Source organism: Bradyrhizobium sp. USDA 4473 (assembly GCF_054063335.1).
Genome location: NZ_JBSSGE010000001.1, coordinates 1,376,939 through 1,401,006 on the forward strand (window position 1 = coordinate 1,376,939; position 24,068 = coordinate 1,401,006).

Annotated in this window: 13 protein-coding genes; 8 read left to right on the top strand and 5 right to left on the bottom strand. The window is 63.1% G+C overall.

Annotated elements, in window-relative coordinates; genetic code table 11:
- Positions 1 to 35: 35 nt before the first annotated feature.
- The 3 genes from ACVW17_RS06500 to ACVW17_RS06510 are packed head-to-tail and all read right to left on the bottom strand — an operon-like array spanning position 36 to position 5,465.
- Complete coding sequence (locus ACVW17_RS06500; RefSeq protein ID WP_456796942.1) at positions 36 to 3,305, bottom strand: error-prone DNA polymerase; 3,270 nt, start codon at positions 3,303 to 3,305, stop codon at positions 36 to 38.
- Entirely contained in the window at positions 3,302 to 4,825 is a 1,524-nt protein-coding gene (locus ACVW17_RS06505; protein WP_456796943.1) for a Y-family DNA polymerase, read from the bottom strand. Before ACVW17_RS06505 ends, ACVW17_RS06500 begins: the two co-directional genes overlap by 4 nt.
- Positions 4,740 to 5,465 carry an ImuA family protein gene (locus tag ACVW17_RS06510; RefSeq protein ID WP_456796944.1) on the bottom strand — a complete coding sequence of 242 codons (726 nt, stop codon included), beginning with the start codon at positions 5,463 to 5,465 and terminating at the stop codon, positions 4,740 to 4,742. Before ACVW17_RS06510 ends, ACVW17_RS06505 begins: the two co-directional genes overlap by 86 nt.
- 166 nt (positions 5,466 to 5,631) lie before the next feature.
- On the opposite strand from ACVW17_RS06510, the gene ACVW17_RS06515 reads away from it, so the two are divergent.
- The 8 genes from ACVW17_RS06515 to ACVW17_RS06550 all read left to right on the top strand — a co-directional run bounded on the left by ACVW17_RS06515 (position 5,632) and on the right by ACVW17_RS06550 (position 22,019).
- A complete protein-coding gene (locus tag ACVW17_RS06515; RefSeq protein ID WP_456796945.1) occupies positions 5,632 to 5,934 on the top strand; it encodes a type II toxin-antitoxin system TacA family antitoxin in 303 nt (100 codons plus the stop codon).
- A gap of 3 nt (positions 5,935 to 5,937) precedes the next feature.
- Positions 5,938 to 6,450, top strand: a complete 513-nt coding sequence (locus ACVW17_RS06520; protein WP_456796946.1) for a GNAT family N-acetyltransferase — start codon at positions 5,938 to 5,940, stop codon at positions 6,448 to 6,450.
- Positions 6,451 to 6,508: 58 nt separating this feature from the next.
- Positions 6,509 to 11,689, top strand: coding sequence for a DEAD/DEAH box helicase (locus tag ACVW17_RS06525; RefSeq protein ID WP_456796947.1), 5,181 nt, complete (start codon positions 6,509 to 6,511; stop codon positions 11,687 to 11,689).
- Positions 11,686 to 14,451, top strand: a complete 2,766-nt coding sequence (locus ACVW17_RS06530) for a helicase-related protein (RefSeq protein ID WP_456796948.1) — start codon at positions 11,686 to 11,688, stop codon at positions 14,449 to 14,451. Before ACVW17_RS06525 ends, ACVW17_RS06530 begins: the two co-directional genes overlap by 4 nt.
- Before the next feature lie 3 nt (positions 14,452 to 14,454).
- On the top strand, positions 14,455 to 17,217 hold the full coding sequence (locus ACVW17_RS06535; RefSeq protein ID WP_456796949.1) for an Eco57I restriction-modification methylase domain-containing protein: 2,763 nt from the start codon (positions 14,455 to 14,457) through the stop codon (positions 17,215 to 17,217).
- 136 nt (positions 17,218 to 17,353) lie between these two features.
- Complete coding sequence (locus tag ACVW17_RS06540) at positions 17,354 to 19,294, top strand: hypothetical protein (protein WP_456796950.1); 1,941 nt, start codon at positions 17,354 to 17,356, stop codon at positions 19,292 to 19,294.
- Entirely contained in the window at positions 19,278 to 21,251 is a 1,974-nt protein-coding gene (locus tag ACVW17_RS06545; protein WP_456796951.1) for a DUF2326 domain-containing protein, read from the top strand. The genes ACVW17_RS06540 and ACVW17_RS06545 overlap by 17 nt, the downstream gene beginning before the upstream one ends.
- Positions 21,252 to 21,257: 6 nt before the next feature.
- The gene (locus tag ACVW17_RS06550) at positions 21,258 to 22,019 is read left to right on the top strand and encodes an HNH endonuclease (protein WP_456796952.1); all 762 of its coding nucleotides are present in this window, start codon (positions 21,258 to 21,260) and stop codon (positions 22,017 to 22,019) included.
- A gap of 133 nt (positions 22,020 to 22,152) precedes the next feature.
- Here ACVW17_RS06550 and ACVW17_RS06555 read toward each other — a convergent pair whose 3' ends face one another.
- Both ACVW17_RS06555 and ACVW17_RS06560 read right to left on the bottom strand, forming a co-directional pair.
- Positions 22,153 to 23,469 (bottom strand): hypothetical protein, encoded by a 1,317-nt coding sequence (locus tag ACVW17_RS06555; protein WP_456796953.1) that lies wholly within the window; start codon positions 23,467 to 23,469, stop codon positions 22,153 to 22,155.
- Positions 23,469 to 24,068 carry a hypothetical protein gene (locus tag ACVW17_RS06560; protein ID WP_456796954.1) on the bottom strand — a complete coding sequence of 200 codons (600 nt, stop codon included), beginning with the start codon at positions 24,066 to 24,068 and terminating at the stop codon, positions 23,469 to 23,471. The genes ACVW17_RS06555 and ACVW17_RS06560 overlap by 1 nt, the downstream gene beginning before the upstream one ends.

Here is a 24,068-nt window from a genome sequence, read left to right on the forward strand (position 1 = left end):
TTCTCCCACCGAGTCGCCGATTCAGGTCGCCAGCGTTAGTGGAAGTTCCGCGTCTTGACCTTGATCGTGTCGATATGCAGGTCGGGCGTGTAGATGTCGCGGGTGCGCAACCCCTTGGGCGGGAGCTCCCGCGGATCGGGCCCGCCGCCTGCCTTGACCTGGTCGCCGTGGCCGTGCGGAAGTGGGAATGCCGCGTCGCGGCTTCCAACCGTGGCGAGGTCGGCCGAAAGGTCCGCGAGCTGATAGGCGACCAGGTGAACGACTTCGCCCTCGCGTTGAATGCGCCCGCGCACGGCGAGCATGCTGGCTCCCATCACGACGCGGCGGAACTTCTCGAAGGTCTGCGGCCAGACCACGAGGTTCGCGATGCCTGTTTCATCTTCGAGCGTGATGAACAGGACGCCCTTGGCGCTGCCTGGCCGCTGACGGACCAGCACGAGCCCGGCCGCCTCGAGCCAGCGCCCGTCGCGGGCTTCCATAGCCTCGGTGCAGGTGATGATCCGGCGCGCCGCGAGGTCACTTCGCAGGAAGGCGACGGGATGGCGGCGCAGAGTAAGACCGACATGGCCGTAATCCTCAACCACCTCGCTCCCGGCCGTCATCGGCTTCAGCGCGACCACCGGCTCATCGATGTCGGCCACGGGCTCGTCATCGCGCGCGGTGGCGGCCGCGAAGAGCGGCAGCGGCACGTCCCGCAGCGCCTTGATCGCCCAGAGCGCCTCGCGCCTGGCGAGGCCGAGGGCTGGCCGAAAGGCGTCGGCCTCGGCGAGCTGCACGAGCGAGGCCGACGGCACGCCGGCGCGCCGCCATAGATCATCGACGCATCGGAATGGCTGGTCGGCGCGGGCCGCAGCAATCGTGGCGCCATGGGCGTTGGCCAAGCCCTTCACCATCCGCATGCCGAGCCGCACGGCGAAGCGGCCGTCGTCGTCCGTCGGCTCAAGGGTGCAGTCCCAGCGCGAGGCATTGACGCAAACCGGCCGGATTTCGACCCCATGCCCTTGGGCGTCGCGCACGATCTGCGCCGGCGCGTAGAAGCCCATGGGCTGCGCGTTCAGCAGCGCCGCGCAGAACACATCGGGGTGCCAGCATTTCACCCAGCTGCTCGCGTAGGCGATCAGCGCGAAAGACGCTGCGTGGCTTTCCGGGAATCCATAAGACCCGAAGCCTTCGAGCTGCTTGAAGGTCTGCTCCGCGAATTCCTGCTCATAGCCGTTGGCGACCATGCCGGCGATCAGCTTGTCGCGAAATCCGGAGACGCCGCCGGTGAACTTGAAGGTTGCCATGCTCTTGCGGAGCTGGTCGGCCTCGCCCGGCGTAAAGCCGGCGCAGACGATCGCGACGCGCATGGCCTGCTCTTGAAAGAGCGGCACGCCGAGCGTCTTGCCGAGCACCTGTTCCAGTTCGGGCTTGGGATAGACGACAGGCTCCACGCCTTCGCGCCGGCGCAGATAGGGGTGCACCATGTCGCCCTGGATTGGGCCCGGCCGCACGATCGCCACCTCCACCACCAAGTCGTAGAAGGTCCGCGGCTTGATGCGCGGAAGCATCGACATCTGCGCGCGGGATTCGATCTGGAAGGTGCCGAGCGTGTCGGCCTTGCGGATCATCGCATAGGTGCGCGGATCCTCTGCCGGGATGGTCGCCAAATCGACATTGACGCCCTTGTGCTCGGCCAACAGGTCGAAGGCCTTCTTCATGCAGCTGAGCATGCCGAGGGCGAGCACATCGACCTTCATGAACTTGAGCGCGTCGATATCGTCCTTATCCCACTCGATCACCTGGCGATCGATCATCGCGGCCGGCTCGATCGGCACGAGGTCGTCGAGCCGATCGTTGGTCAGGACGAAGCCGCCGGGATGCTGGCTCAAATGGCGCGGCGCGCCCATGAGCTGGCGCGCGAGATCGAGCGCCAAGCGCAGGCGCCGGTCGGACAGGTTGAGGTTCAGCGCCTCGACGTGCTTGTTCTCGACGCCATCCTCCGACCAGCCCCAGACCTGCGATGACAGCATCTTGATGAGGTCCTCGGTCAGGCCGAGCGCCTTGCCGACATCACGGATCGCGCCCTTGGTGCGATAGCGGATGACGGTCGAGCACAGCGCGGCGTGATCGCGCCCGTATTGCTCGAAGATCCACTGCATGACGATCTCGCGCCGCTCATGCTCGAAATCGACATCGATGTCCGGCGGCTCGCGCCGCTCTTCGCTCACGAAGCGCTCGAACAGGAGGTCGTTTCTGGCCGGGTCAATCGAGGTGATCCCAAGGACGTAGCAGACGGCAGAGTTCGCGGCGCTGCCGCGGCCCTGGCACAGGATGTCCTTCGAGCGGGCGAAGCGGACGATCGAATGGACGGTCAGGAAGTACGGCGCGTATTTCAGCTTCTCGATCAGTCGCAGCTCGTGACGGAGACCCTCGGCGACTTCGTCCGGCAGGCCCTCCGGATAGCGCCACGCCGCGCCCTCCCAGGTCAGCTTTTCCAGCGTCTCCTGTGGCGTAAGCGTGGGGTCGGCGCGCTCCTCCGGATATTGGTAGGCCAGCTCGTCGAGCGAGAAGTGGCATCGCTCGACGATTTCAAGCGTCCGCGCCAGCGCATCGGGGTAGCGCGTGAACAGCCGGTGCATCTCATCGGGCGGCTTCAGATAGCGGTCGGCATGCCGCTCCCGGCGATCGCCCAGCTCGTCGATCGTGACGTTGTGGCGGATACAGGTGACGACATCCTGCAGGATGCGACGGCCAGGCTCATGGAACAGCACGTCGTTGGTGACGACAGTCGGCACACGCATCGACGTGGCGAGGTTCGACAGGTCATGAAGACGAAGCTGATCGTTTGGTCGACGCCGCAAAGTGAGTGCCATATAGGCGCGGTCGCCGAAGCCGTCGCGGAGCCGCCGCAGTCGCAGCGCGCACTCCTCGTCCGCTTCATCAGGCACAAGGATCGCTATCAGGCCTTCGCTGTAGGCGATTAGGTCTGTCCAGGCGAGATCACAGCGCGCTTTGCCGGCGCGCTTCTTGCCGAGAGACAAGAGCCGGCACAGTCTGGAATAAGCGGCCCGATCGGTCGGATAGACCAGCACCGACATGCCCTCGCTGAGATCGAGGCGGCAGCCGACCACCAGCCGCACGCCCGTGGTCTTGGCAGCCTCGTGCGCGCGCACGATACCGGCCAGGGAATTGCGGTCGATGACGGCAAGTGCTTCGATCCCCAGGATCGCAGCCGTGGCGAATAGCTCTTCGCAGGACGATGCGCCTCGCAGGAAACTGAAATGCGAGGTGACCTGCAGCTCGGCGTAGCGCGGCCCGGTCATCCGAATATCCCATGAAGAAACCAGCGCTGTGAGCCGGTCAACGGGTCCTCGCCGTCGCCGGCACGGAAGACCCAATAGCGCTCGCCAGCATCGTCCTCGATGCGGAAGTAATCGCGCACGGCCTGGAGCTCCGGATCCCGCTTCCACCATTCGCCGAACACGCGTTCGGGGCCGTCGGCGCGCGTCACGCGCCGACGCACGCCGCGCCAGGTGAAGGAGGCCGGCGGATGGTCCGGCAGCAGGGCGACGGTCTCGATCGGTTCGGGACGAGCAAGCAGGCGTGAAGGGCGCGGCCAATGGCCAGGCCATTCCGCGCCGGTCTCCGGCGCGAGCGCCGAGATATGACGAATTGCGCGCTCCGGCACGTCGCTGGCGACAGGCGCGATACGGTAGACATTCTTTTCGCCGACGCGATTGGCGAGGAGGTCGATCAGACCAGAGACGTCCGGCCCCGCTTCGTCGACCAGATCGGTGGTCGCCTGCTTCGGTGCGAGCGGCTCTGTCACGACAGCCGTCAATGTCATGATCTCGATCCCGAAGCCCGGATCGATGGTCTCGATCTTGTCGCTAAGAAGCCGGGTCATCCGCTTGGCATCGCGAAGCGGCAGGCCAGTTCCGACCCGGACGGCTTGCGCGCGGTTGTCGACGCGCTGGCAGATGAGGTCGAGTTGGCGTGCGCCGACGCCCTTCTGCTCGAGGCCGTCGCAAAGTTGCGTGGCGAGCTTGCCGATGTAGCGCGCGATGGTCTCCGCTGCGCCGATCGGCTCGGCGAAGGCGCGGCGCGCTTCGATGATGGTCTCGGGCCGAACAGGTTCGATCGGTTCGGCGATCCGCTCAGTCGCCTGGTCAAGGCGCCGGCCGAGCTCGGCGCCGAAGCGCAGCGCCAGCGGCGCGCGCGGCTGGGCGAGCAACTCGCCGATCTGGTCGAAGCCGAGCACCCGGAGGCTCTCGACCTGCGGCGGCGGAAGTCGCAGAGCGGCAATCGGCAGGACCGCGAGATCGTCCGCGGCTTTGCCGGGCGCGGACACGAAGCTTGCTCGGCCACTGAAGCGCGCCAAGGCATGGGCCGCACCCCAGGTGTCTGCGATGGCGGCGCGGGCGCGCAAGCCGACGCTGGCGAGTTTTTCGACCATGGTTGCGAGCATCGCCGCTTCTCCGCCATGGAGGTGATCGGCGCCGCTTGAATCAATGACGATGCCGTAAGGCGGGTCGGCGGCGACGATCGGCGCGAAGCGCTGCAGCATCCAAAGCGCCAGCCGCTCCAGCGCTTCGGCATCGGCCGCCGGATCGGCGTCCTGGATGACCAGGCCTGGCACGAGCGCTTGGGCCTTGGTCGCGGGCATCCCGACGCGAAGTCCGGCGGCCTGAGCGGCGGCGTCCGCCGCCAGCACCACGCGCCTACTTCCGTCCCGGCCGACCAGGATCAGCGGGGTGTCAGCCGAAGGCGCTGCGTCGGGCGTCTTCCGCCTGACCCGGTCGGTGGACAGGGTCGGCAGGAAGACGGAGATGACCCGTGTCATCGCACGCCTCCAGTTCAAAGTCCGCGCTCTCGCCGGCGCGGCAACGGATCAGCTCCACCAGCCAGCGAGGTCGGCCGACGCCCGGCACGGGGAGCGGGGTCGAGGGGAGCGCTGAAACGCGCCACCGGGTGGTGGCGGCGGTCGGCTGACCGAAATCGGAGGCCTCGGTTTGACGGCGCCAGCGGCGTAGCGCGATGCCGATCGTGCCCGATCCCTCGGCGGCGAGCTGGAGGCGTCGCGAGACCGGCATGTTCAGTCTTGCGATTTCCGCGACCACGGCGCCGAGGCCGCCATGGCGAAGGCCCTCCTCGAAACAGGCCAGGACTGTCTTGTCGTCGCCGCCTTCGAGATAGATGACGCGGTCGGATTTCAGGCCAGCCTGGGACAGAGCCGGCGCGAAGAGGTCCGGGCGAGTGATGCACCAGAGCACCTTGCCGCGGGTGCGGGCCGCGATGCCGGCAGCGAAGAGCGTCGCGGTTGCGCCGTCTACAGCGCCATTGCCACCGCCAGCCACCTCATGGAGCGCACCGCAGGGGAGCCCACCGTTCGGAAGGCGTGAGTCCACCAGCGCGACCCCAAAGGGGAGCACGGTGATAGCGCGGCGGTGCCGACCTTCGATCTGTCGGACCTGGACGCGCAAAGACTCAAGGGCGGACGGGGGCCGCACAGCGTAAGGTGTCCTCCTCGGGCACGATAAACGGGCATGTTCTTTATTTGTTCTCCTGGTGGGCTTCGGGAGTCAAGGGTCGATTCGGCGCTCTTGAAGAAACCGGCCATTGGCCGTACATTTCGTCCAGAGGTAAGCCATGCGAAACACCGCTTCCAAACCGACTAGCACGCGCACGCGGGCCGAGCGTCTGGAGACGCGCGTCACGGCGGAGCAGAAGAACCTTATCGAGCGGGCTGCTGCCCTGCAGGGCAGGAGCGTGACGGATTTCGTGCTGACCAGCGTGCAGGACGCAGCACGGCGCGCGATTGAGGAGCATAGCCAGCTCGCGCTGTCTGTCCGCGATAGCGAGGCGTTCGTGGACGCCCTGATGAAACAGCAGCCGGTCAATGATCGCTTACACGACACGGTACGACGGTATCGCGCGCGCGCTGGCGTCTAGCGCGTGCCACCGGGGGGGGATGAAAAGCTTCGCATCGAGGCGCTGGCGACCGGGCATGATCGATCGAGGTTCGACAGCGGCGTAGAAGCGCTCGACAAATATTTTCGGACGCAAGCCGGCCAGGACGCACGGAAGAATATGGCGGCGCCTTTCGTCCTGGTGCTGCCGGACGGAACGGTCGGGGGCTACTACACGCTTTCGTCCACTTCCCTGCACCTCGCAGAGCTGCCTGAGCAAACGGTCCGGAAGCTGCCGAAGTATCCGCTGGTGCCAGCAACGCTACTGGGCCGACTGGCGGTCGACCGGCAGTACCAGGGAAAGGGGTATGGGCGATATTTGCTGGCAGACGCGCTGTTTCGAGCGAGCCGGAGCGAGATCGCCGCATTCGCAGTGATCGTCGACGCAAAAGACGACAATGCCCGCCGGTTCTACGAGCGGGAGAGCTTCCTGCCATTTCCGGATCAGCCGATGAAGCTGTTTCGACCAATGGTGGATATACGACAACTGTTCAGTTGAGCAACTTCCGCGAGTAGAACAAAATCGTGGTCAAAGAGAAGGGCGTTCGGGGGAGGCTATGAAGGCGTTCGAATTCGACCATCGTCTTATCGATTCCTATGCCCGCTTCTCGCGGTCGTTCAGCACGATTAGATCTGATGACCTGAAGACCGAGATCAATCGCCAATATGACGCTGGACGGTTCTGGCCAGACGCACTTCTGTCCCTCAATCCTCAATATCTCAAAGGCCCGACAGTCGATGCTCTCGTCGCATCTGGCGATCTTGACGAAGCGACCGGGAGAATATTCCGGTTTGGAGCGGTGCCCCTGCGATTTCACCGGCACCAGGCGCAATCGATCGCAAAGGCCCGCGCTGGCCAGAGTTTTGTGGTCACAACTGGGACGGGCTCGGGCAAGTCCCTCTGTTTCTTTGTGCCGGTCGTCGACGCCATCGTCCGTGCACGGAAGGCCGGAAAGCCGCGCAGGACCAGCGCCGTTATCGTCTACCCGATGAACGCACTGGCCAATAGCCAGATCAAGGAGATCGAAAGGTTTATCTCTCAGTCGGGCCTGCCCAATGACATCAAGCCGATTGTGCGGCGCTATACTGGCCAGGAAAGCCAAGAGGACAGGCAACGGATTGCTGATGATCCGCCGGACATCCTGCTGACCAACTTTATGATGGCTGAACTGCTTCTTACACGGCAGGACAGCCTCGACACCAAGGTCATAGAGAACGCAAACGGTCTGGACTTCATCGTTCTCGACGAACTGCATACCTATCGCGGTCGCCAGGGTGCTGACGTCGCCATTCTCGTTCGTAGGCTTCGCAATCGCTGCACGCCGGACAAGGCGCCGATCTGCATCGGAACTTCGGCCACTATGGCGAGCGAAGGATCCGATGCCAACCGGGCGCAGGCTGTATCGGACGTTGCGTCGCGCCTTTTCGGCACATCCATCGGGCCGGAATCCGTCATCGACGAGTCGCTTCGACGGGCGACTGACGATCTGCTCAAACTCGACGACGTGCGGCCGAAGCTTGCGTCTGTCCTGAGATCCGCCCTTCCGGACGGTTTGACAGACGAAGCTTTGAAGGAACACCCGCTGGCAGTGTGGACCGAGCTAGCGATTGGCCTGGAGGACGCGCAGGAACTCAAGCGCAAGAAGCCGATCCCTTTTGAACGCGCCGTCGAGCTGCTGTCGAAGGATAGCGGCGTCGACGTAGAAACCTGTCGAAGCGGTTTGGAGACGTTCCTGACCAGAGTCAGTCTTCCGGAAACGGAGCGGGGTGGGTCGGGTACCGCTGCATTTCTGGCATTCAAACTCCACCAATTTATTTCCGGCGCGGGCGAGGTTTTCACCACGCTGACCAACCAGCCTAGAAATGTCTTGTTCGAAGGCCAACTCGAAGATCCCAGTGCGCCAGGCAATCGTCTCTATCCGACACGTTTCTGCCGCGAATGCGGTCATGAGGCCCACGTCGTCACGAAGACAGAGGACGCGGACGGCATGCTTTTCGTGCCGCGGAACATCGATGATGCACCGCTCGACGACCAAGACGCGGATACTGCGGGCTATCTGGTGCCCGCTGGGGATGGCGATCCCGAGTACGCGTTCACGGGCGAAATCGAAACGTATCCCGAGGATTGGAGAGAGGACCGGAACGGCATCGAGCGCCTGAGAGCGAACCGCAAGCGAAGAGTGCCCGAACTACTCAATGTCGCTCCGAATGGGCGCTACAAGCCGTCCGGCAAAGGCTTCTGGTTCGTTCCGGGGAAGTTCGGCTTTTGCCCGTGTTGTCTGGACCAACCGAATCCGAACATGCGGGAGCGGACTAAGCTCGCTGGACTGTCCGGTGAAGGCCGTAGCTCGGCCACGACACTGCTCGTGTCAACAGCTTTGGAATGGATGAACTGGAGCAACAGTAGCGTCCCCAAAGAGAAAAGGAAGTTGCTCGGCTTCACCGATAACCGACAGGACGCTGCCCTTCAGGCCGGTCACTTCAACGATTTCCTGTTTGTCAGTCTTCTACGCGGCGCGATCCTACGGGCTGTTCTAGACGCCGGCGATGACGGCATCGGCGAGGACGAATTCGGCCTTCGAATAGTTAAGGCACTCGGGTTTACTGCGGCCAACAAGGAGGCGCGCATCCATTGGATGTCGGACCCCGAGGCGGGAGCCGTAGTTCGCGAGGACGCGCAACGCTCGCTGGCAAAGGTTCTTGCGCATAGACTTTGGACGGACCTGCGCCGTGGCTGGCGCTATACGAACCCGAGCCTCTCCGTACTTAAGCTCATCGATGTCGCATTCGTCGGGCTCGACGATATTGCGGAGGATACGGATCGTCTCTCCGCCATCTTACCCGAATTCGGTACGCTAGGCGTGCCCGCGCGCAAGACAATGCTGAAGCTGCTCCTCGGCGCAATGCTCGACGGCTTAGCCGTCGGAACCGAGGCGCTTGATCTCACCGTCCTCGACGCCGTTGCGCAAAAGTCCCGGAATCTCCTGCGCACCCCATGGGCCATCGACGCGAAGGAAACACCAAGGAGCCGCACGACATTGTTTCTGCAAGCGCCCGGCAAGGATAGGGTGAGCCTGCGGGAAGAGCAGACGATTATCCGAGCCGGACACAATTCCCGGATCGGCCGGCTTATCAATCGCAAAAGCGTATTCGGGACAAAGCTCGGCAAGGCAGACTACCTGGCCGTGATGACGGGGCTAATGGAACTGTTGGCTCGCGAGGGTTTGGTGTCGCGTGTCGACATAGAGGCGGACCTGCAGGGATGGCGGCTGTCACCTTCTGCGGTTCGTATCGTTCCTGGCGAAGCCATCCTCACCGGTGAGGCTCAGGGCAATCGCTACTTTCACGACCTGTACAATGAGATCGCGGCTGATTTGAAACTCGGCCGCAGCAGTTTTTGGGGCCTCGAAGGCCGTGAGCACACCGCGCAAGTATCCCAAAGACAACGCGAATGGCGAGAGTGGCGCTTCAGATTCGAAAAGGAGGACCGGGAAAGTCTCACGAAGAATGCCGCCGATCTAAAATCGGCTGGCGAGTCAGAACAATTTCTACCCGCCTTGTTCTGTTCGCCGACCATGGAGCTTGGCGTCGATATTTCCGCGCTCAATGCAGTGTATCTGAGAAATGTGCCGCCGACGCCGGCGAACTATGCGCAGCGCGCCGGTCGTGCAGGTCGTTCCGGACAGGCTGCCGTCATCGTCACTTATTGCGCCGCTCAATCACCGCACGATCAATACTTCTTTGAACGGCGCAACGAGATGGTGGCTGGTGTCGTCCGGCCTCCGGCGCTTGACATCACCAATGAAGAGCTCGTGCGCTCGCACCTGCATGCTGTCTGGCTCGCCGAAACGAAGCTCGCACTGTCCCCTGACATTCCGGAGGTCCTCGACCTGACTCAAACGGGCTATCCGCTGAAGCAAGAAATCCACGATGTCATTGACCGGCCTGAGCTGGCGATTGTGGCGCATCCGCCCATGAAGCGCGTTCTCGATCAGATTCTCGCTTCTGTAGATGGCCGCAAGCCGGTCTGGATGAGCGATCCGGATGATTTCGTCACCACAGTCGCACAGCGAGCACCGCAGGAGTTCGATCGCGCGTTCGATCGCTGGCGAGAACTGTATAACTCGGCTCGGACGCAACTGATGGAGGCCAACGCCCGCTCGGAAATCACCGGCCTCTCGGGCGTGGATCGTCGCCGAATCAAAGCTGCGCAGATGCAGGCAAGCGACCAGATCACGATTCTTGAGCAGGGGAAGGCTTCGAATGGGTCGGACTTCTATTCGTACCGCTATCTCGCGACCGAAGGCTTCCTACCGGGATACAATTTCCCCCGTCTGCCGCTCTATGCATTCATTCCTGGAGAGGGGAAAAGCGGCTCGTTCCTGCAACGCGCTCGATTCCTTGCCATCTCGGAGTTCGGGCCGCGCAGCCTGATCTATCACGAGGGTCGCGCCTACAGGGTCATGAAGGCGAAGCTGCCGCCCGAGGTCCGGACCGCAGACGGGTCGGAGCTGGCCACCAGAGACATCTTCATCTGCTCGAACTGCGGCGCCTGCCACGACGGTGAGGTCGAGCGTTGCCATGCCTGCAATAGCCCGATGGCGGGCGAAGTTCCTGTGCAGAGAACACTCCGGATCGACAACGTCGAAGCCGCACCCGCAGAGCGGATCACGGCAAATGATGAGGAGCGCGTCCGGCAAGGCTTCGAAATTCAGACCGTGTTTGCCTGGCCGAAACGGGACGGCCAAGTCCAGATCACGGAGGCCGACTTCCGCTGCGAAGATACTTCGATCCTCTCCCTGCAATATGCAAACAGCGCGGAGATTAGCCGGATCAACAAAGGACTGAAACGGCGCGCCCAGCAGACCAAATTCGGTTTCTATATCGACCCGCGCAGCGGTTACTGGGCAAAGTCGGAAGACGAAGATCCAGATGTCGATGTGCCGCCGGATGTCGCACGGCCGGTTCGTATCGTTCCTATTGTGCGCGACCACAAGAACGCGCTCCTCTTCCGCTTCAGCGAGCCTTCGGCCTACGCAGCCGAGACAATCCCCACGGTCCAACATGCCCTCATGCGCGGAATCGAAGTCGTCTTCCAGCTGGAAGAGGGCGAGATCCTCGGCGAGCCGCTGCCTGCACGCGATAATCGTCGCGCCATCCTAGCCTACGAAGCGACGGAAGGGGGCGCCGGGGTGCTGAGCCGCTTGGTCGAGGATCCCCAGGCCCTTCGCAAGGTCGCGCGAGAGGCGCTGGTTCTTATGCACTTCGAGAGGGTCGATGAAGCGATCGCAGCGGGCGACGCGAAGCTGCTGGTCACTCGCGACGGCGAAGCTTGCGTTCGCGGCTGCTATCGCTGCCTGCTCTCGTATTTTAATCAGCCCGATCACGAGCTGATCGACCGCACGAGCGATGAAGCAAAGCAGATGCTGATCGATCTTGCGCGTGGCAAGGTCGTGCTCGCAGTTGCACCGAGCCCGCCGACTGAGGGCGCCGAATGGACGAACGTCTTCAAGGACAAGGGGCTTCCGCCTCCCGATAGCTTCCCCATCAGCTTTTCCGGTCAGGAGATGAGCTTCACTTGGCGCAGTTATTTCGTCGCCGCCTGCGCCTCTCCGCTGACGAAGGCGACGCGCCAGGAAGCTGACGCTAAGGGCTGGACGCTGTTCGAGTTGCCCGAAATGTCTGCTGCGGGCATGCCTGAGGCAATGATTACGATCTTTGGGGGCACGTCCTCATGACGTTTGACTTTGCCCCTGGCGATCTGGTTCGGGCCCGCGGCCGCGAATGGGTCGCGCTGCCGTCGATTCAAGACGGTATTCTGGCGCTTCGCCCACTTTCAGGCGGCGAGAGCGATAAGATTGTCATCGATCCCGTGCTCGAACTCCTGCCAGTCGAGCCTGCCCGCTTCGATCTTCCTGTCAGCGCTGCGGTTACGGTTCAAGCGAAGGCGGCGCTGCTTGCAGACGCGATGCGTCTGATGCTGCGGCGTGGTGCGGGCCCCTTTCGGTCCGCCGCCCAACTCGCCTTCGAACCCCGGACCTACCAGCTCGTACCCTTGCTGATGGCGCTTCGTCTGTCAGCGCCGCGCCTGTTGATCGCGGATGACGTCGGCATCGGCAAGACGATCGAAGCCGGTCTTATTCTGCGCGAGCTGATGGACCGGGGTGAGGTGGACGCCTTCTCGGTGCTCTGTCCGCCGCATCTCGTGGAGCAATGGGTCGGAGAGCTGAAGACGCGCTTCGGGATCGACGCCGTCGCGGTCACGTCCGGTACCGCAAGCCGGCTGGAACGCGGCCTGCCGCTCGCTCAGACCCTATTCGACGCCTATCCTTTCACGGTCGTCAGTCTCGACTACATCAAGGCAGAGAAGCGCCGGGAAGGTTTTGCACGCGCCTGCCCGGATTTCGTCATCGTTGATGAAGCCCATGCATGCGTGGGCACGCATCAGGGTCGGCAGCAACGTTTCGAGCTTCTGTCCGGGCTGGCTCGGAACCCGGAGCGACGGATGATCCTTCTGACCGCGACGCCGCATTCCGGCGATGAAGAGGCTTTCGCGCGTCTTCTCTCCCTTGTGGAGCCGTCATTCGCTTCGATGGATTTCGAGGACACGCGCTATCGCGAGCGCCTGGCGCGGCACTTCGTGCAGCGCCGTCGTATCGATCTCGTCTCTGGGGATTGGGATGAAGACCGCGCCTTCCCGAAGCACGAGACGACGGAGTTCGCCTATCGTCTGTCCGAATCTCACCGTGCCTTCCAGGAAGCCGTGCTCGACTATTGTTTCGGGATCGTGTCGCGCGCAGGCTCGGGCCAACGAGAGCGGCGTTTGGCCTTCTGGGGCACGCTGGCCCTGATGCGCTGCGTTGGCTCTTCCCCGGCGGCAGGCGTGAGCGCGCTGCGAAACCGCATGTCGAGCGAGAACGACCGTCTCGAGCCGCAGATTTATGACGACGACGGCGACGACGAAGACGCGGTCGATCTCGAACCTGGCACGACCTTCGATGCCGATCCGGAGCTTCTTGCCCTGGTGAAGCGCGCCGAGGAATTGGTCGGCAAGCCCGATCCGAAGCTGGCGGCCTTGGTCGATGCTTTGGCACCTCTCATCAAGAAGGGTGCCAACCCTGTCGTCTTTTGTCGCTATCTGGCGACGGCCGAGCATGTGCGCGATGGCTTGCGCAAGGCTTTCCCTAAGCTGACTATCGAAGCCGTCACAGGCGTTCTCACGCCAGACGAGCGCCGCGATCGTGTTGCCGACATGGCGGCTACCGACGACGAAAAGCCGGTCCAGCGCATTCTCGTCGCTACCGATTGCTTGTCCGAAGGCATCAACCTTCAGCAGCTCTTCGACGCGGTCGTCCACTACGACCTTTCGTGGAATCCGACCAGGCATCAACAGCGTGAAGGGCGGGTGGACCGCTTCGGCCAGCCGGCTGAACTCGTCCGGTCGATCATGATGTTCTCGCCGGATAGCGCTATCGACGGCGCGGTGCTCGAGGTCATCCTTCGCAAGGCCGAGGAGATCCGAAAGGCGACGGGCGTGACCGTACCGCTTCCCGAGGAGCGCGGGCCGGTCACGGACGCGCTGATGGCGTCGATGATGCTGCGGCATGGCGTGCCCCACCAGCTCACCCTCGATCTTCGCCTCGACGATGGCGCTAAGGTCATGGAGACGCGGTGGCGCGACGCGGCCGAAAACGAGAAGCGGTCCCGCGCGCGTTTCGCCCAGAACGCGATGAAGCCGCAGGAAGTCGCCCCGGAATGGGAGAAGGTGCGCACGCTCCTCGGCTCTCCCGCGGAGGCAAGGCTCTTCGTCGAGCGGGCGATGGCTCGTTTCGGCGTGCCTCTGGAACCCCGGAAAACGGTGCTTCTGGCTCATGTCGACGCCCTCGACGCCGGGCTGCGTGAGCGGTTGAATGAGCACGACCTCACAGGATCGGTGCGTCTGGCGACAGTTGAACCGGCGCCGTCGGGCACGGCGCTGCTCACCCGGACACACCCCCTGACCGCCACCCTCGCCGAAGCGCTGGTCGAGGCTTCGCTTGATCCGGAATCCCTGTCGAGTCTTGGCATCGGCCGGGTCGGCGCCTGGCCGACCGCGGCCGTTCAGCAAGTGACCCGCCTCGCTCTCCTGCGCATCCGGTTTAAGCTGACCGTCCATGCCCGCAAGGAGCGACTGCTGCTGGCGGAGGAAGCGGCGCTGATCGCGATACAGGGCGGCCGGATCGTGGCGGTCGGCGAAATCGCCCGGGAGTGGCTTAACACGCCGGCGACGTCCGATTTGGCGCCCGTCGCTCGCGATAGGTTCATCGCGAAGGCGAAAGAGGATCTGCCAATCCTACTCGACGGGCCGATCGCTGATTTCGTCCGATCGCGCTCGCAAGAACTGATGCAGGACCATGCTCGCCTCCGCGCTGCGTCAGGCTCGGCCTCGCGTGTCACCGTGGAAGCCGTGCTGCCGCCGGATGTGATCGGCCTGTTCGTATTGATGCCGGGAGAGGCCTGAGCCATGGCGCGCAAGCCCGTCACCGACATCTCGGCCTGGCCGTCGCTCACCCTGGAGGGCAATCTCGTCGCCCCAGCCATGGTCGCCAGCATCGATCGCCGGCAAGCCTCCGAACAGACGGAAGAGGACTACCGTATCCGCAAGGGACTGACGATCCGTGAGGAGGTCTCGACCGCCTTCCGTGTCGGCCAGTCCCATTTCGACGCTTTCGCGAAACTTCAGAACCCCTCGGTCGAAGCGACGCGACGCTATGTACGGGCGTTCTTGGCTGAAACCTTCGGCTTCGACGACCTCACCCCAGCCAGTGGCGTGATCTCCTTCCTCGCTGGCGGTCGCGTTCCCATCGTGGTCGTGCCCGCGTCCGAGGAAAAACTCGATCGCCGCAGCGCGACACTTTCGACCGACCGTTCGCGGTCGCCGGCCTTCGCGCTTCAGGACTATCTCAACGACAGCGACGACGCGCTCTGGGGCCTCGTAACCAATGGGGCTGTGCTTCGCCTCATGCGAGACAACGCCTCGCTGACCCGGCCGGCCTACATCGAGGCCGACCTGGCCGCGATCTTTACGAGTGAGGACGCTGCCTCCTTCGCGGTCCTCTGGTCGCTGATTCATCGCACTCGGTTCGGCGTCGCCGGCACGCCTGTCACTGATTGCGCGCTCGAACGCTGGCGCGAGTCGGGCTCTCGCGAGGGCGAGGTTGCCCGTGACCGGCTGGCGGCCCAGGTCGAAACGGCGCTCAAGGTGCTTGGCTCGGGCTTCCTCGAAGCCAACCCCGAACTCGCTGTCCGGCTGAAATCCGGCGAGCTCGATCTCACCGAATGGTTCAACGAGCTTCTGCGCCTCGTCTATCGCCTGATCTTCCTGATGGTGGCGGAAGATCGGAACCTGCTTCACCCTGACACGGCAAAGCCGGACGTCCGCAAGCTCTACGGTGAGGGTTACAGCCTCACGGCACTTCGAGCGCACGCGGCGCGCGCCGCAACCTGGGACAAGCACCACGACCGTTACGAGGGTGTCAAAGTCGTCTTCCGCGCGCTTGCGCGCGGACAAGACGCACTCGGGCTTCCGGCGCTCGGCGGCCTATTCAGCGCCGATAAGCTGCCCCATCTCGAAACCGCATGCCTACGCAACCGCGCCTTCATGGAGGCGCTGTTCCGCCTGTCATGGCTCTCGGACAGAACCGGCATTGTGCCGGTGAACTGGCGCGCCATGGAGACGGAGGAGCTGGGCTCTGTCTACGAATCCCTGCTCGAACTCCAGCCGCAGCTTGGTGACGACGGCAGGACGCTGGTCTTCGCCTCGGAAGCCGCAGAGCAAAAGGGCAACCAGCGCAAGACCACTGGCTCCTACTACACGCCGGACAGTCTTGTGCAGCTCCTGCTCGACACCACGCTCGATCCGGTACTCGACGAGCGGGAAGCCCAGGCCGCCGAGCCCGCCGAAGAGCTACTGAGGCTCACTGTGATCGATCCAGCTTGTGGGTCGGGTCATTTTCTGCTCGCCGCGGCGCGGCGCATCGCCACGCGCGTCGCTCGGCATCGCGCCGGTGGTATCCCTTCGGCTGCGGACTTCCGCCACGCGCTGCGCGAAGTCGCGTGTCGCTGCCTCTATGGCGTCGACCGCAATCCTATGGCGGTCGAGCTGACGAAGGTTGCGCTCTGGATCGAAGCGCTGGAGCCGGGCCGGCCCCTCGCATTCTTCGATGCGCAGATTCGCTGTGGCGACAGCCTGATTGGCGTGTTCGGTCGCGGGATGCTGCGACAAGGTTTGCCGGATGAGGCCTACAAGCCGCTGACTGGCGACGACAAGGAACTCTCCCGTCGTTATGCCCGCCTCAACAAGGAACAGCGCGAGCGCGCGAAGGGTCATCCCCAACTGTTCAAGAACTGGTCGCCGCCCGAAATCCTGGCCGAGCGCGATCACAAGCTGAAGGAACTCGCGCAGGATGATCTGGCGAGCGTGGAGGCGAAAGCACGAGGCTTCGAAGCGATCCGCCAGTCGGACGACTGGCAGCGTCTGAAGACGGCCAGCGACATCTATATCTCGGCAAATTTCTACATGGCGGCGTTCTTCACGCCGAAATCGGCCGGCACCGCAGAAACGGACGGCATGCCGCTCACCGAGCATGTGTGGCAAGCGGCGGGAGGCCAAGCGCCGGCGGAACATCTGCGCCGGGGCGCCACCCTGACATCTGAGAAGGTGGGCGCCTTCCACTGGTTCATCGAATTTCCCGAGATCATGGAACGAGATGGTGGCTTCGACGTCGTCGTCGGAAATCCGCCTTGGGAACGATTCAAGCTTCAGGAGCAGGAATTTTTTGCCGCGCGATCGCCAGTGATCGCCAGCGCGCCCAATAAGGCTGAGCGTGAGAAGCTGATCATTGCCCTGGAGAACGCTGATCCTGACAGCGCTGACGGTCGTTTGTGGCGGGATTTCGTCTTCGCCAAGCGTACGGCAGAGGCTGCGAGCGAATTCGCGCGATCGTCAGGTCGTTATCCACTTGCTGGTCGAGGTGATGTGAACACTTACGCACTGTTTGCAGAGTTGTTCTCGCGCCTTGCCAAGCCGACCGGGCGAGCAGGCGTGATTGTCCCGACGGGCATCGCCACGGATTCTACAACGCAATATTGTTTTCGCTCAGTTGGTGGCTTCCTCGCGCCTTGCTTCGCTGTACAGCTTCTTCGAGGTTCGGAAGGTCTTCCTGGCCACCGACGATCGGAGTTCGTTTTGCCTGCTAACAATCGGTCGCTCCGAGCAAGGTGCTGAGTTCGCATTCTCGCTATTGAATACAACCGACCTTGCGAATTCGGAGCGGCGGTTTCGCTTGACTCCCGCAGAGATCGCCGCAATCAACCCGAATACCAAGACTGCTCCCGTCTTTCGCTCTCGTGCGGATGCGGAGTTGACAGCGAAGCTTTACGCCCGCGTCCCAGTCTTGATCGAGGAACGACCACAGGAAAATGGTGGAGACATCAATCCCTGGGGCGTCACGTTCCAGCGCATGTTCGATATGTCCAACGACTCTGGTTTCTTCCGCACACCGGCGCAGATGGAGGCCCAAGGCTGGCAACGCGATGCCACGGATTGGGTGCGGGAGACGGTTGCGGGGGTCGAACGCCGCGTGCCGCTCTACGAAGCCAAGATGATCCACCACTTCGATCATCGCTGGGCGACCTACGGCGTCGGAGCGAGCGACGACGAGGAAGGTGCCCGCGACTGCACTCTTGCCGAAAAGCAGAATCCGGGCTTCGAGCCATCACCGCGCTATTGGGTGCCTGAAGACGAGGTCATCTTGCGCGCCGCGCGCGTGCCATCGGCATTGAAGAGCGCCATCAGGCAGGCTCGAGGCGACAATGGAACGGGCCGCCGCAAGGCAGGTGCCGATGCTCAGGAAGGCGCACGTTCCACGGCGCTCAAAGCGTTCGTCACATGGCTGGTTGGGGCCTTTCTTGCGCTCGATGGGCGCCCAGCCCGAGAGCCGGACATCTTCCGCCTTCTCGGCCGAGCGCAAGATTGGCGCGGCGCGCTGAAGGCATCGACCGAACGCTTCCTGCTCGATCCCAAGACGCTCGCGGTCGGTGCCGAACTGCAACGTGAGACGCCGCTGACGGAAGCGGACCTCACCCTCATTGCCGAGGGACCGAAGGACGCGCTCACACTGGCGGAAATGTTGATTGTTGCGAAACAACCTCGTTGGCTCATGGGATGGCGGGATATCTGTCGATCAACCGATGAGCGGACGGTGATCGCGAGTGTGTTTCCAAAGGTGGGCGTTGGACACACCATGCCCATCTTCTACTTGAATGGGGGAGCTGAGCTTGCGGCAGCACATTTGGCAATGTGGCTGTCCCTGACATTCGATTTCATAGCTCGGCTTTCCATTGGTGGTACACACCTGACTTACAGCTATCTAAAACAGTTCGCTGCGTTACCGCCTTCCACCTTTTCCAGAAATGACCTCAGTTTTATCCGACCACGCGTTCTGGAATTGACCTACACCAGCCGCGCTATGAAGGCTTGGGCGGAAGACCTGGGATATTCCGGTCAGCCCTTCGCATGGAACGAGGATCGCCGCGCTCAGTTGCGGGCTGAGCTCGATGTGTTTCTCGCCAGAAAATACGGACTGACCGAGGAAGAGCAGCGCTACGTGCTCGACCCTGCCAAAGTCAAAGGTGTCGACTATCCCACTGAGACCTTCCGCGTTCTGAAGGAGAAGGAAATCCGCCTCTACGGCGAATACCGGACAGAACGCCTCGTGCTGGAGGCGTGGCAGAAGATGGCAACGAGCCAGCAGCCGCCTGCGCTTCCTGCCTCTATCGAATTGCCGTCTCTCGCGGATCTGCCTAATGGCGCATGGGCTTGGCCTGCAAGCGTTCAGCCCCGAGACCGTCTCCGCTACGCGGCGCAGTACGCGCTTTGGCAGATGGACCCTGCGAGAGACGGCGAGCGGCTGCCTTTTGTCATCGCTGGCCTGGCCGAGCCCGCGATGTTGACGTCTCAGCTCGGCGCCGGCGATCGAGATCAATGGATCAGGCTTGTCGGCTCCGAGGCGCAGCCTGCACAGGGGACGGTTCGTTTGCGCCCGGATGTCAACGCGGCATGGCGTTCGATGTTCGAGACGCTGATCTCCTCGGGTCAGTTGGAGGAGCGTGCCGACGGGACGTGGACACGAGGACAGCATTTCAGCGCGATGGGGCTGCAACCCACCTCGGCCGAAGCGCAGCGCACCGCTTTCGCGATCCGCGCGGTGCGGAGCATGGACGTCGGCAGCCTTACCGCGGCTGCGGTAGCACCCGAAGACAATGTGATCTGGGCGAGGTTCGGAAATGGCCGCTCAGGCTGACCTTTTCACGCCGGCGATCCAACCGCCGCAGGCGCCGGAAGGTCGGGCCGGGCCTCGGCTCTGGGTGCGTCGTCTAGCGATCTTCCGCGATCCGCAGACCATCATCCGCGACGTGCCGCTGAAGCCTGGTCTCAACATCATCTGGACGCCAGACATGTCGAGTAGCGGCAGCCGCGCGCTGGCGCACGGCAGTGGGAAGACCACCTTCTGTCGGCTGCTCCGGACGTGCATGGGTGAGCCCGCCTACGGGACGGACGCTCAGCGATCGCGACTCATGACGCGCCTTCCGACCGGCCTGGTCGCGGCGGAGATTCTGATCGACGGCGTGTGCTGGGTCACCATCCGACCGCTGGCGCTGTCGGGCAGGGAGTTCGTTGTTCAGGCCAATTCTATCGAAGATGCGATCGCGCGGGGACATTGCGATGGCGATCAAGCATCCATCGATCCCGTCATCGTCTCCAGCTTCTTTTCGGCAATCGCGGCAGCAACACCGCCAGAGGTTGGCGGAGACCACGTTTGGGATGTGCTTCGAGCCTGGCTGACACGCGATCAGGAGTGCCGCCTGGCCGACATTCTGGCTTGGCGGTCATCACAGACACAGACTCGGTCCCGCGCGCAGGTGCTGGGGGAGACAGCCAAGTTGACCATGGTTCGCCTGGCGTTGCGCGCTCTCGACGCAGAAGAGCGCGCTGCCGCTGTCCGCGAGCGGGAATTGGTGGCCGCTGTCGAAGACGAACGCCGCCGCCAAGCCTATCAGCAGCAGCGATATGCCGAAGGCCTGAAGGCCGTGAGGCTGGCGTTGGGGGGCGGCGGCGACGTGGGCTTCGACGACACGATAGACCAGAAAGGATTGATCTCATTGGCCGAGGCAGCCTTGGCCGGCGCCATGAGCGCCGATCTGCCGAAGTCGCCCGACGTTAGTTCGATCTTCGCGCGCCTGAAAGCGCTGAACGATGAACGTGATGAGTTGGTGGCGAAACGCCAAGTCTTCGAGAAGGAGATTGAGCCCAAGCGTGTCGCAGCCAATCATCTTCGTTCAGAAGCGGATCTCGGTGAGATCGATATTACTCAAGGAGGGATTAGAGTCTGCCCAGTCTGTAGGATTGCCATAGATGAGGTAAAAGCGAAGGGTTGCGGCATTTCGCTCGAACCGTGCGATCTTCCCGCACTGAAGGCGGCAATAGCGGAAAAGCAGAGGAAAGCCGCTGAACTGGAGTCAGCGGCGAACGCCGCGGAACAGGAAGCGAAACGCATTGGATCGCTGATCCAACAGCTCGAGCCCCGAAAGCTAGCGCTTGAGGCAGAGGCAAAGACAGCCACGGCCGCCAGCAGTGCCGCTCAGGCAGCGGCCAAGGCGGTGCAGGACCGTGTCTACCGTGCGAGGCGCACGCTCGATGATGTACGATCGCTTCGCGAAAGCGAGACGGTATCCAAGTCCACGGCGTCTCCGACTGCCGCGCTAGAGGCGGTTCGCGCGCAGTTGGATGCCGGGCGTTCACGGGCGCGGGCAGCCATCAGAACCTTGGAGGAAAAGTACCAAGGGATCATGGCCGCGTGGCTCCCCGAGGGAGTAACGGGAGCCGTCAAGCTGGACGGCAACGGCTTGAAGGTCGATGCGGAGTTTGCAGGGCGAGGCGAAGTCTCAACGGCAGCTTTGGATTCCCTTAAGATCGTCGCGTTCGACCTCGCCGCACTCCATATGGCCGTCGAGGAGAAGGCGGACCTGCCGGCCTTTCTCATTCACGACAGTCCGCGCGAAGCCGATCTGGACGGCCAGCTCTACGCCGGCCTGTTCAAGCTCGTGCATCAATGGGAGGAAGCAGCAGGGCCGCCGTGCTTCCAATACATCGTAACCACCACGACCGCTCCGCCGCCCGAGCTGCAGAGCGATCGCTATGTGAGGCTCCAGATGAGCTCGACACCGGCTGAGCAGCGCCTTTTTGCGATGGACGTCTAAGCTCCGATGACGATAGAAGCACCCCAGTCCTTTGTCGTCCGGGAGGAATGTCAGAAAGCCGCCTCACAGAACGGCTTCCGCCGCGTCCTGGGCGAAGACGCGGGTTGGGCCGCCTTCGGCTCGACTACGGCGAAAGGTACAATCTACCTCACAGCCGCGGGCCTGTCGGGGCCGTGGTATCTGGCCCTCGAACATCTCGGCGTAATCCGGGAGCTTAACCTGCCCGAAGCCAACATATCCGGTCCTGGTCGCGCCCGCTTCGCCTTTACCACGCTCGGCACACTCTATGCGGCGTTACATCGGACCTACGGGCTGGGTGTCAGCTTGCCCGATGCACCGCTTCAGGAGTTTGAAAGCCGGGTAGCCGGCTTACCGCAGACCACCGAGGCCGAGCGGCTTGTCGTACAGAGGATCGGCCAGGATGTTTTTCGCGATCGCCTGATCGATTACTGGCAGGGATGTTGTCCTCTGACCGGAATCTCGGACCAGGCTCTGCTACGCGCCTCGCACATCATTCCATGGGCAGATTGCGAAAGCGACGCCGAGCGGCTCAACGTGCATAATGGCCTTCTTCTCTCGGCTCTATGGGATGCTGCATTCGACCGCGCGCTGGTGACGTTCGATGACGAAGGCCAACCGGTGTTCTCTCATCATCTCAGTGAACAAGCGCGGTCCGAACTCCGCTGGACCATGCCGATTGCGTTGACTGACGAACAACGACGTCGACTCCAGCATCACCGCGAGCGGGTCCATAAATTTGATCGTTAGGCAACGCCGCGGGGAATTCATCTCCTCTCGATGCTGGAGCGTTCCAACGAGAGAGCAACACGTCCGCTGATCGGCTTAGCAAGCAGATGCTCGGTTTCAGGGCTGGTTGATGACCAGGCCGTCTCCTCAAGCCCTACACATATTGCGCGCCACGAGCGAGGAGATCGCTCAGGACGTCCGTTCGCGGCCGCGTCCCCTGAAGCGCGAGATCGACCAAGGCCCGCGCCACTCCTCGCGCCAAGCTGCGCGCCGTGACGCGCTGCTTGGTCGAGACTTTCTGCAGCCCGGCGCGTCCGTGAACGAAGGTGCTGCGCAAGTCGAAGAGATCCTTATAAGCCTGAACGCTCGCGGGGTCGTTCAAGGCGGCCGCGATCCGTGCGGCGACGCGGTCGGTGGCCGAAGAGACCGCCTTGTGCGGATCGGGCTTGGGCCGGAGCCACTTTTTGTGGTCCATCTCCAGGCCGACCGCGGCCTCGATCGCGGTCATGTGCGCCATGACCTCATCCATGCCATCGGCGAGGAACGCGCGAACCAGGAAGTGCGCGATGGGTGTCTCGAATAAATCGGTCATCCGTGCTGCTTCGAGGTCCTTCCATGCGCTATCGGTGAACAGCGCCAGGCCTGTTGCCGCGTCGTCGTCGAGCGGCAGAACGGTTGGCCGCTCAAGTTCGATGTCTTCGCCCCAATCCCCCTGCACGATCCAAGGTTCGAGCGTGAGGCTATCGGCGCTCGGCGGCGGAGACGGCCGGATGAACAGGTCGTCGTCCACCGTGTAGATCCAAGGCAGGCGAAAGCCTCTCCAATCAACCTCCTGCATCGTCGACCATCGTTCCCAGGGCGCGAGCAGAAGGAAGAAAAGGGCGCTTTCGACGGCCGGCGGAAAGCGGCCGAGATGGGGATCGATCTCCCCAAAATCGCGGTCGAACGTCATGTACATGAACGGGGAAGCCCGCGCCTCGGGACGGGGATCGAGCGTGATTTCTTCCTCGACGACCAGCCAGCGGAATTGTGCCAATCGCGTCGCGTCGAGAGGTTGGCTGTGGAAGTTGCGGGCGAGACGGGGCGCGTCGAACAGCTGTGCCAGTTCTTCCGCCTTGAATTCTGCAACGCGGGCCCTGCCGAAGTTCAACGCGGGCAGCTCGTCGGCCATGTCGAGTGGGCACAGATGTCGGCGCGTCGTCGTCTTGCGCCTGTAGGCTTCATCAATTGCATTCGCCGCGCTCTCGGGATCGAGGCTGAGCCCAGCTTTGTCGGCAGGGAGATGGCACGGCAGCCCGAGCGAGCGCAGGGCGGTGCTGAGGGCGAACACCGGCTTGCCCCCGCCGTATTCGGCTCGGCACAGCTCGCTCAGCGCGATGAAACTCGGCGAAGCCAGGAGGTTGTCAGGCCCCGGCCGCGGGATGCTCCAGACGTGTTCGACGGCGGCGGTCAGCGGTGGGGGCGCCGCCATTAAGGCCAGCCCGCCATCGTTGGCCCGATCCCGAGGCTCTCAGCCTCGGCGATGTAGTGGCGGTAAGCGAAGTTGATGAGGTCTCGGACCAGTTCGAGGAGCCCACCCGTGGGCAGTCCGTCGAATGGATCGCCGTGCGCGAGCGCGTTTCGTCGCTCGGCGAGCGTGGGGCGCGTATCACCGGTCAGCTGGCCGAGTGCCGTTCCTCCGCATCGCGCGACCATCGGAATGTGTGCGTCCGTCAGGCCGTCGACATCGACCATGTATTTGAGGAGCGTCGCAAAGCTCCGCTTATTCTTGGAGACGCGCCCGCCGTAGCGATCCATCAGTGCCAGCTCCAGCGCGATCAGGGCGGCGAGCTCGCCAGCCTTCACGACGCTGAAATCGACCCAGCCCAGCAGATAGAGGGTCTGTGAGCGTGCAAACTTGGCCCGCACGATCTCGGGGATTCGTGGGTCGATACTAAGGTTCTCGATGAAGGCGCGCCAATCCGCAGCCTTCTCAAATTGGATGAATCCGCCCGCATTGCCTTGCGTCGGCCAAGCGAGAAGCACCGGCTCCTCTCGGTCGCTGAGAGCGATGTGCGCGCGGTCAATCAT

Excerpts from the sequence above, each read along its gene's own strand:
- ACVW17_RS06500 (WP_456796942.1), bottom strand. The coding sequence starts at position 3,305 with ATGACCGGGCCGCGCTACGCCGAGCTGCAGGTCACCTCGCATTTCAGT.
- ACVW17_RS06505 (WP_456796943.1), bottom strand. The coding sequence starts at position 4,825 with ATGACACGGGTCATCTCCGTCTTCCTGCCGACCCTGTCCACCGACCGG.
- ACVW17_RS06515 (WP_456796945.1), top strand. The coding sequence starts at position 5,632 with ATGCGAAACACCGCTTCCAAACCGACTAGCACGCGCACGCGGGCCGAG.
- ACVW17_RS06525 (WP_456796947.1), top strand. The coding sequence starts at position 6,509 with ATGAAGGCGTTCGAATTCGACCATCGTCTTATCGATTCCTATGCCCGC.
- ACVW17_RS06530 (WP_456796948.1), top strand. The coding sequence starts at position 11,686 with ATGACGTTTGACTTTGCCCCTGGCGATCTGGTTCGGGCCCGCGGCCGC.
- ACVW17_RS06535 (WP_456796949.1), top strand. The coding sequence starts at position 14,455 with ATGGCGCGCAAGCCCGTCACCGACATCTCGGCCTGGCCGTCGCTCACC.
- ACVW17_RS06545 (WP_456796951.1), top strand. The coding sequence starts at position 19,278 with ATGGCCGCTCAGGCTGACCTTTTCACGCCGGCGATCCAACCGCCGCAG.
- ACVW17_RS06550 (WP_456796952.1), top strand. The coding sequence starts at position 21,258 with ATGACGATAGAAGCACCCCAGTCCTTTGTCGTCCGGGAGGAATGTCAG.
- ACVW17_RS06555 (WP_456796953.1), bottom strand. The coding sequence starts at position 23,469 with ATGGCGGCGCCCCCACCGCTGACCGCCGCCGTCGAACACGTCTGGAGC.
- ACVW17_RS06560 (WP_456796954.1), bottom strand. The coding sequence starts at position 24,068 with ATGATTGACCGCGCGCACATCGCTCTCAGCGACCGAGAGGAGCCGGTG.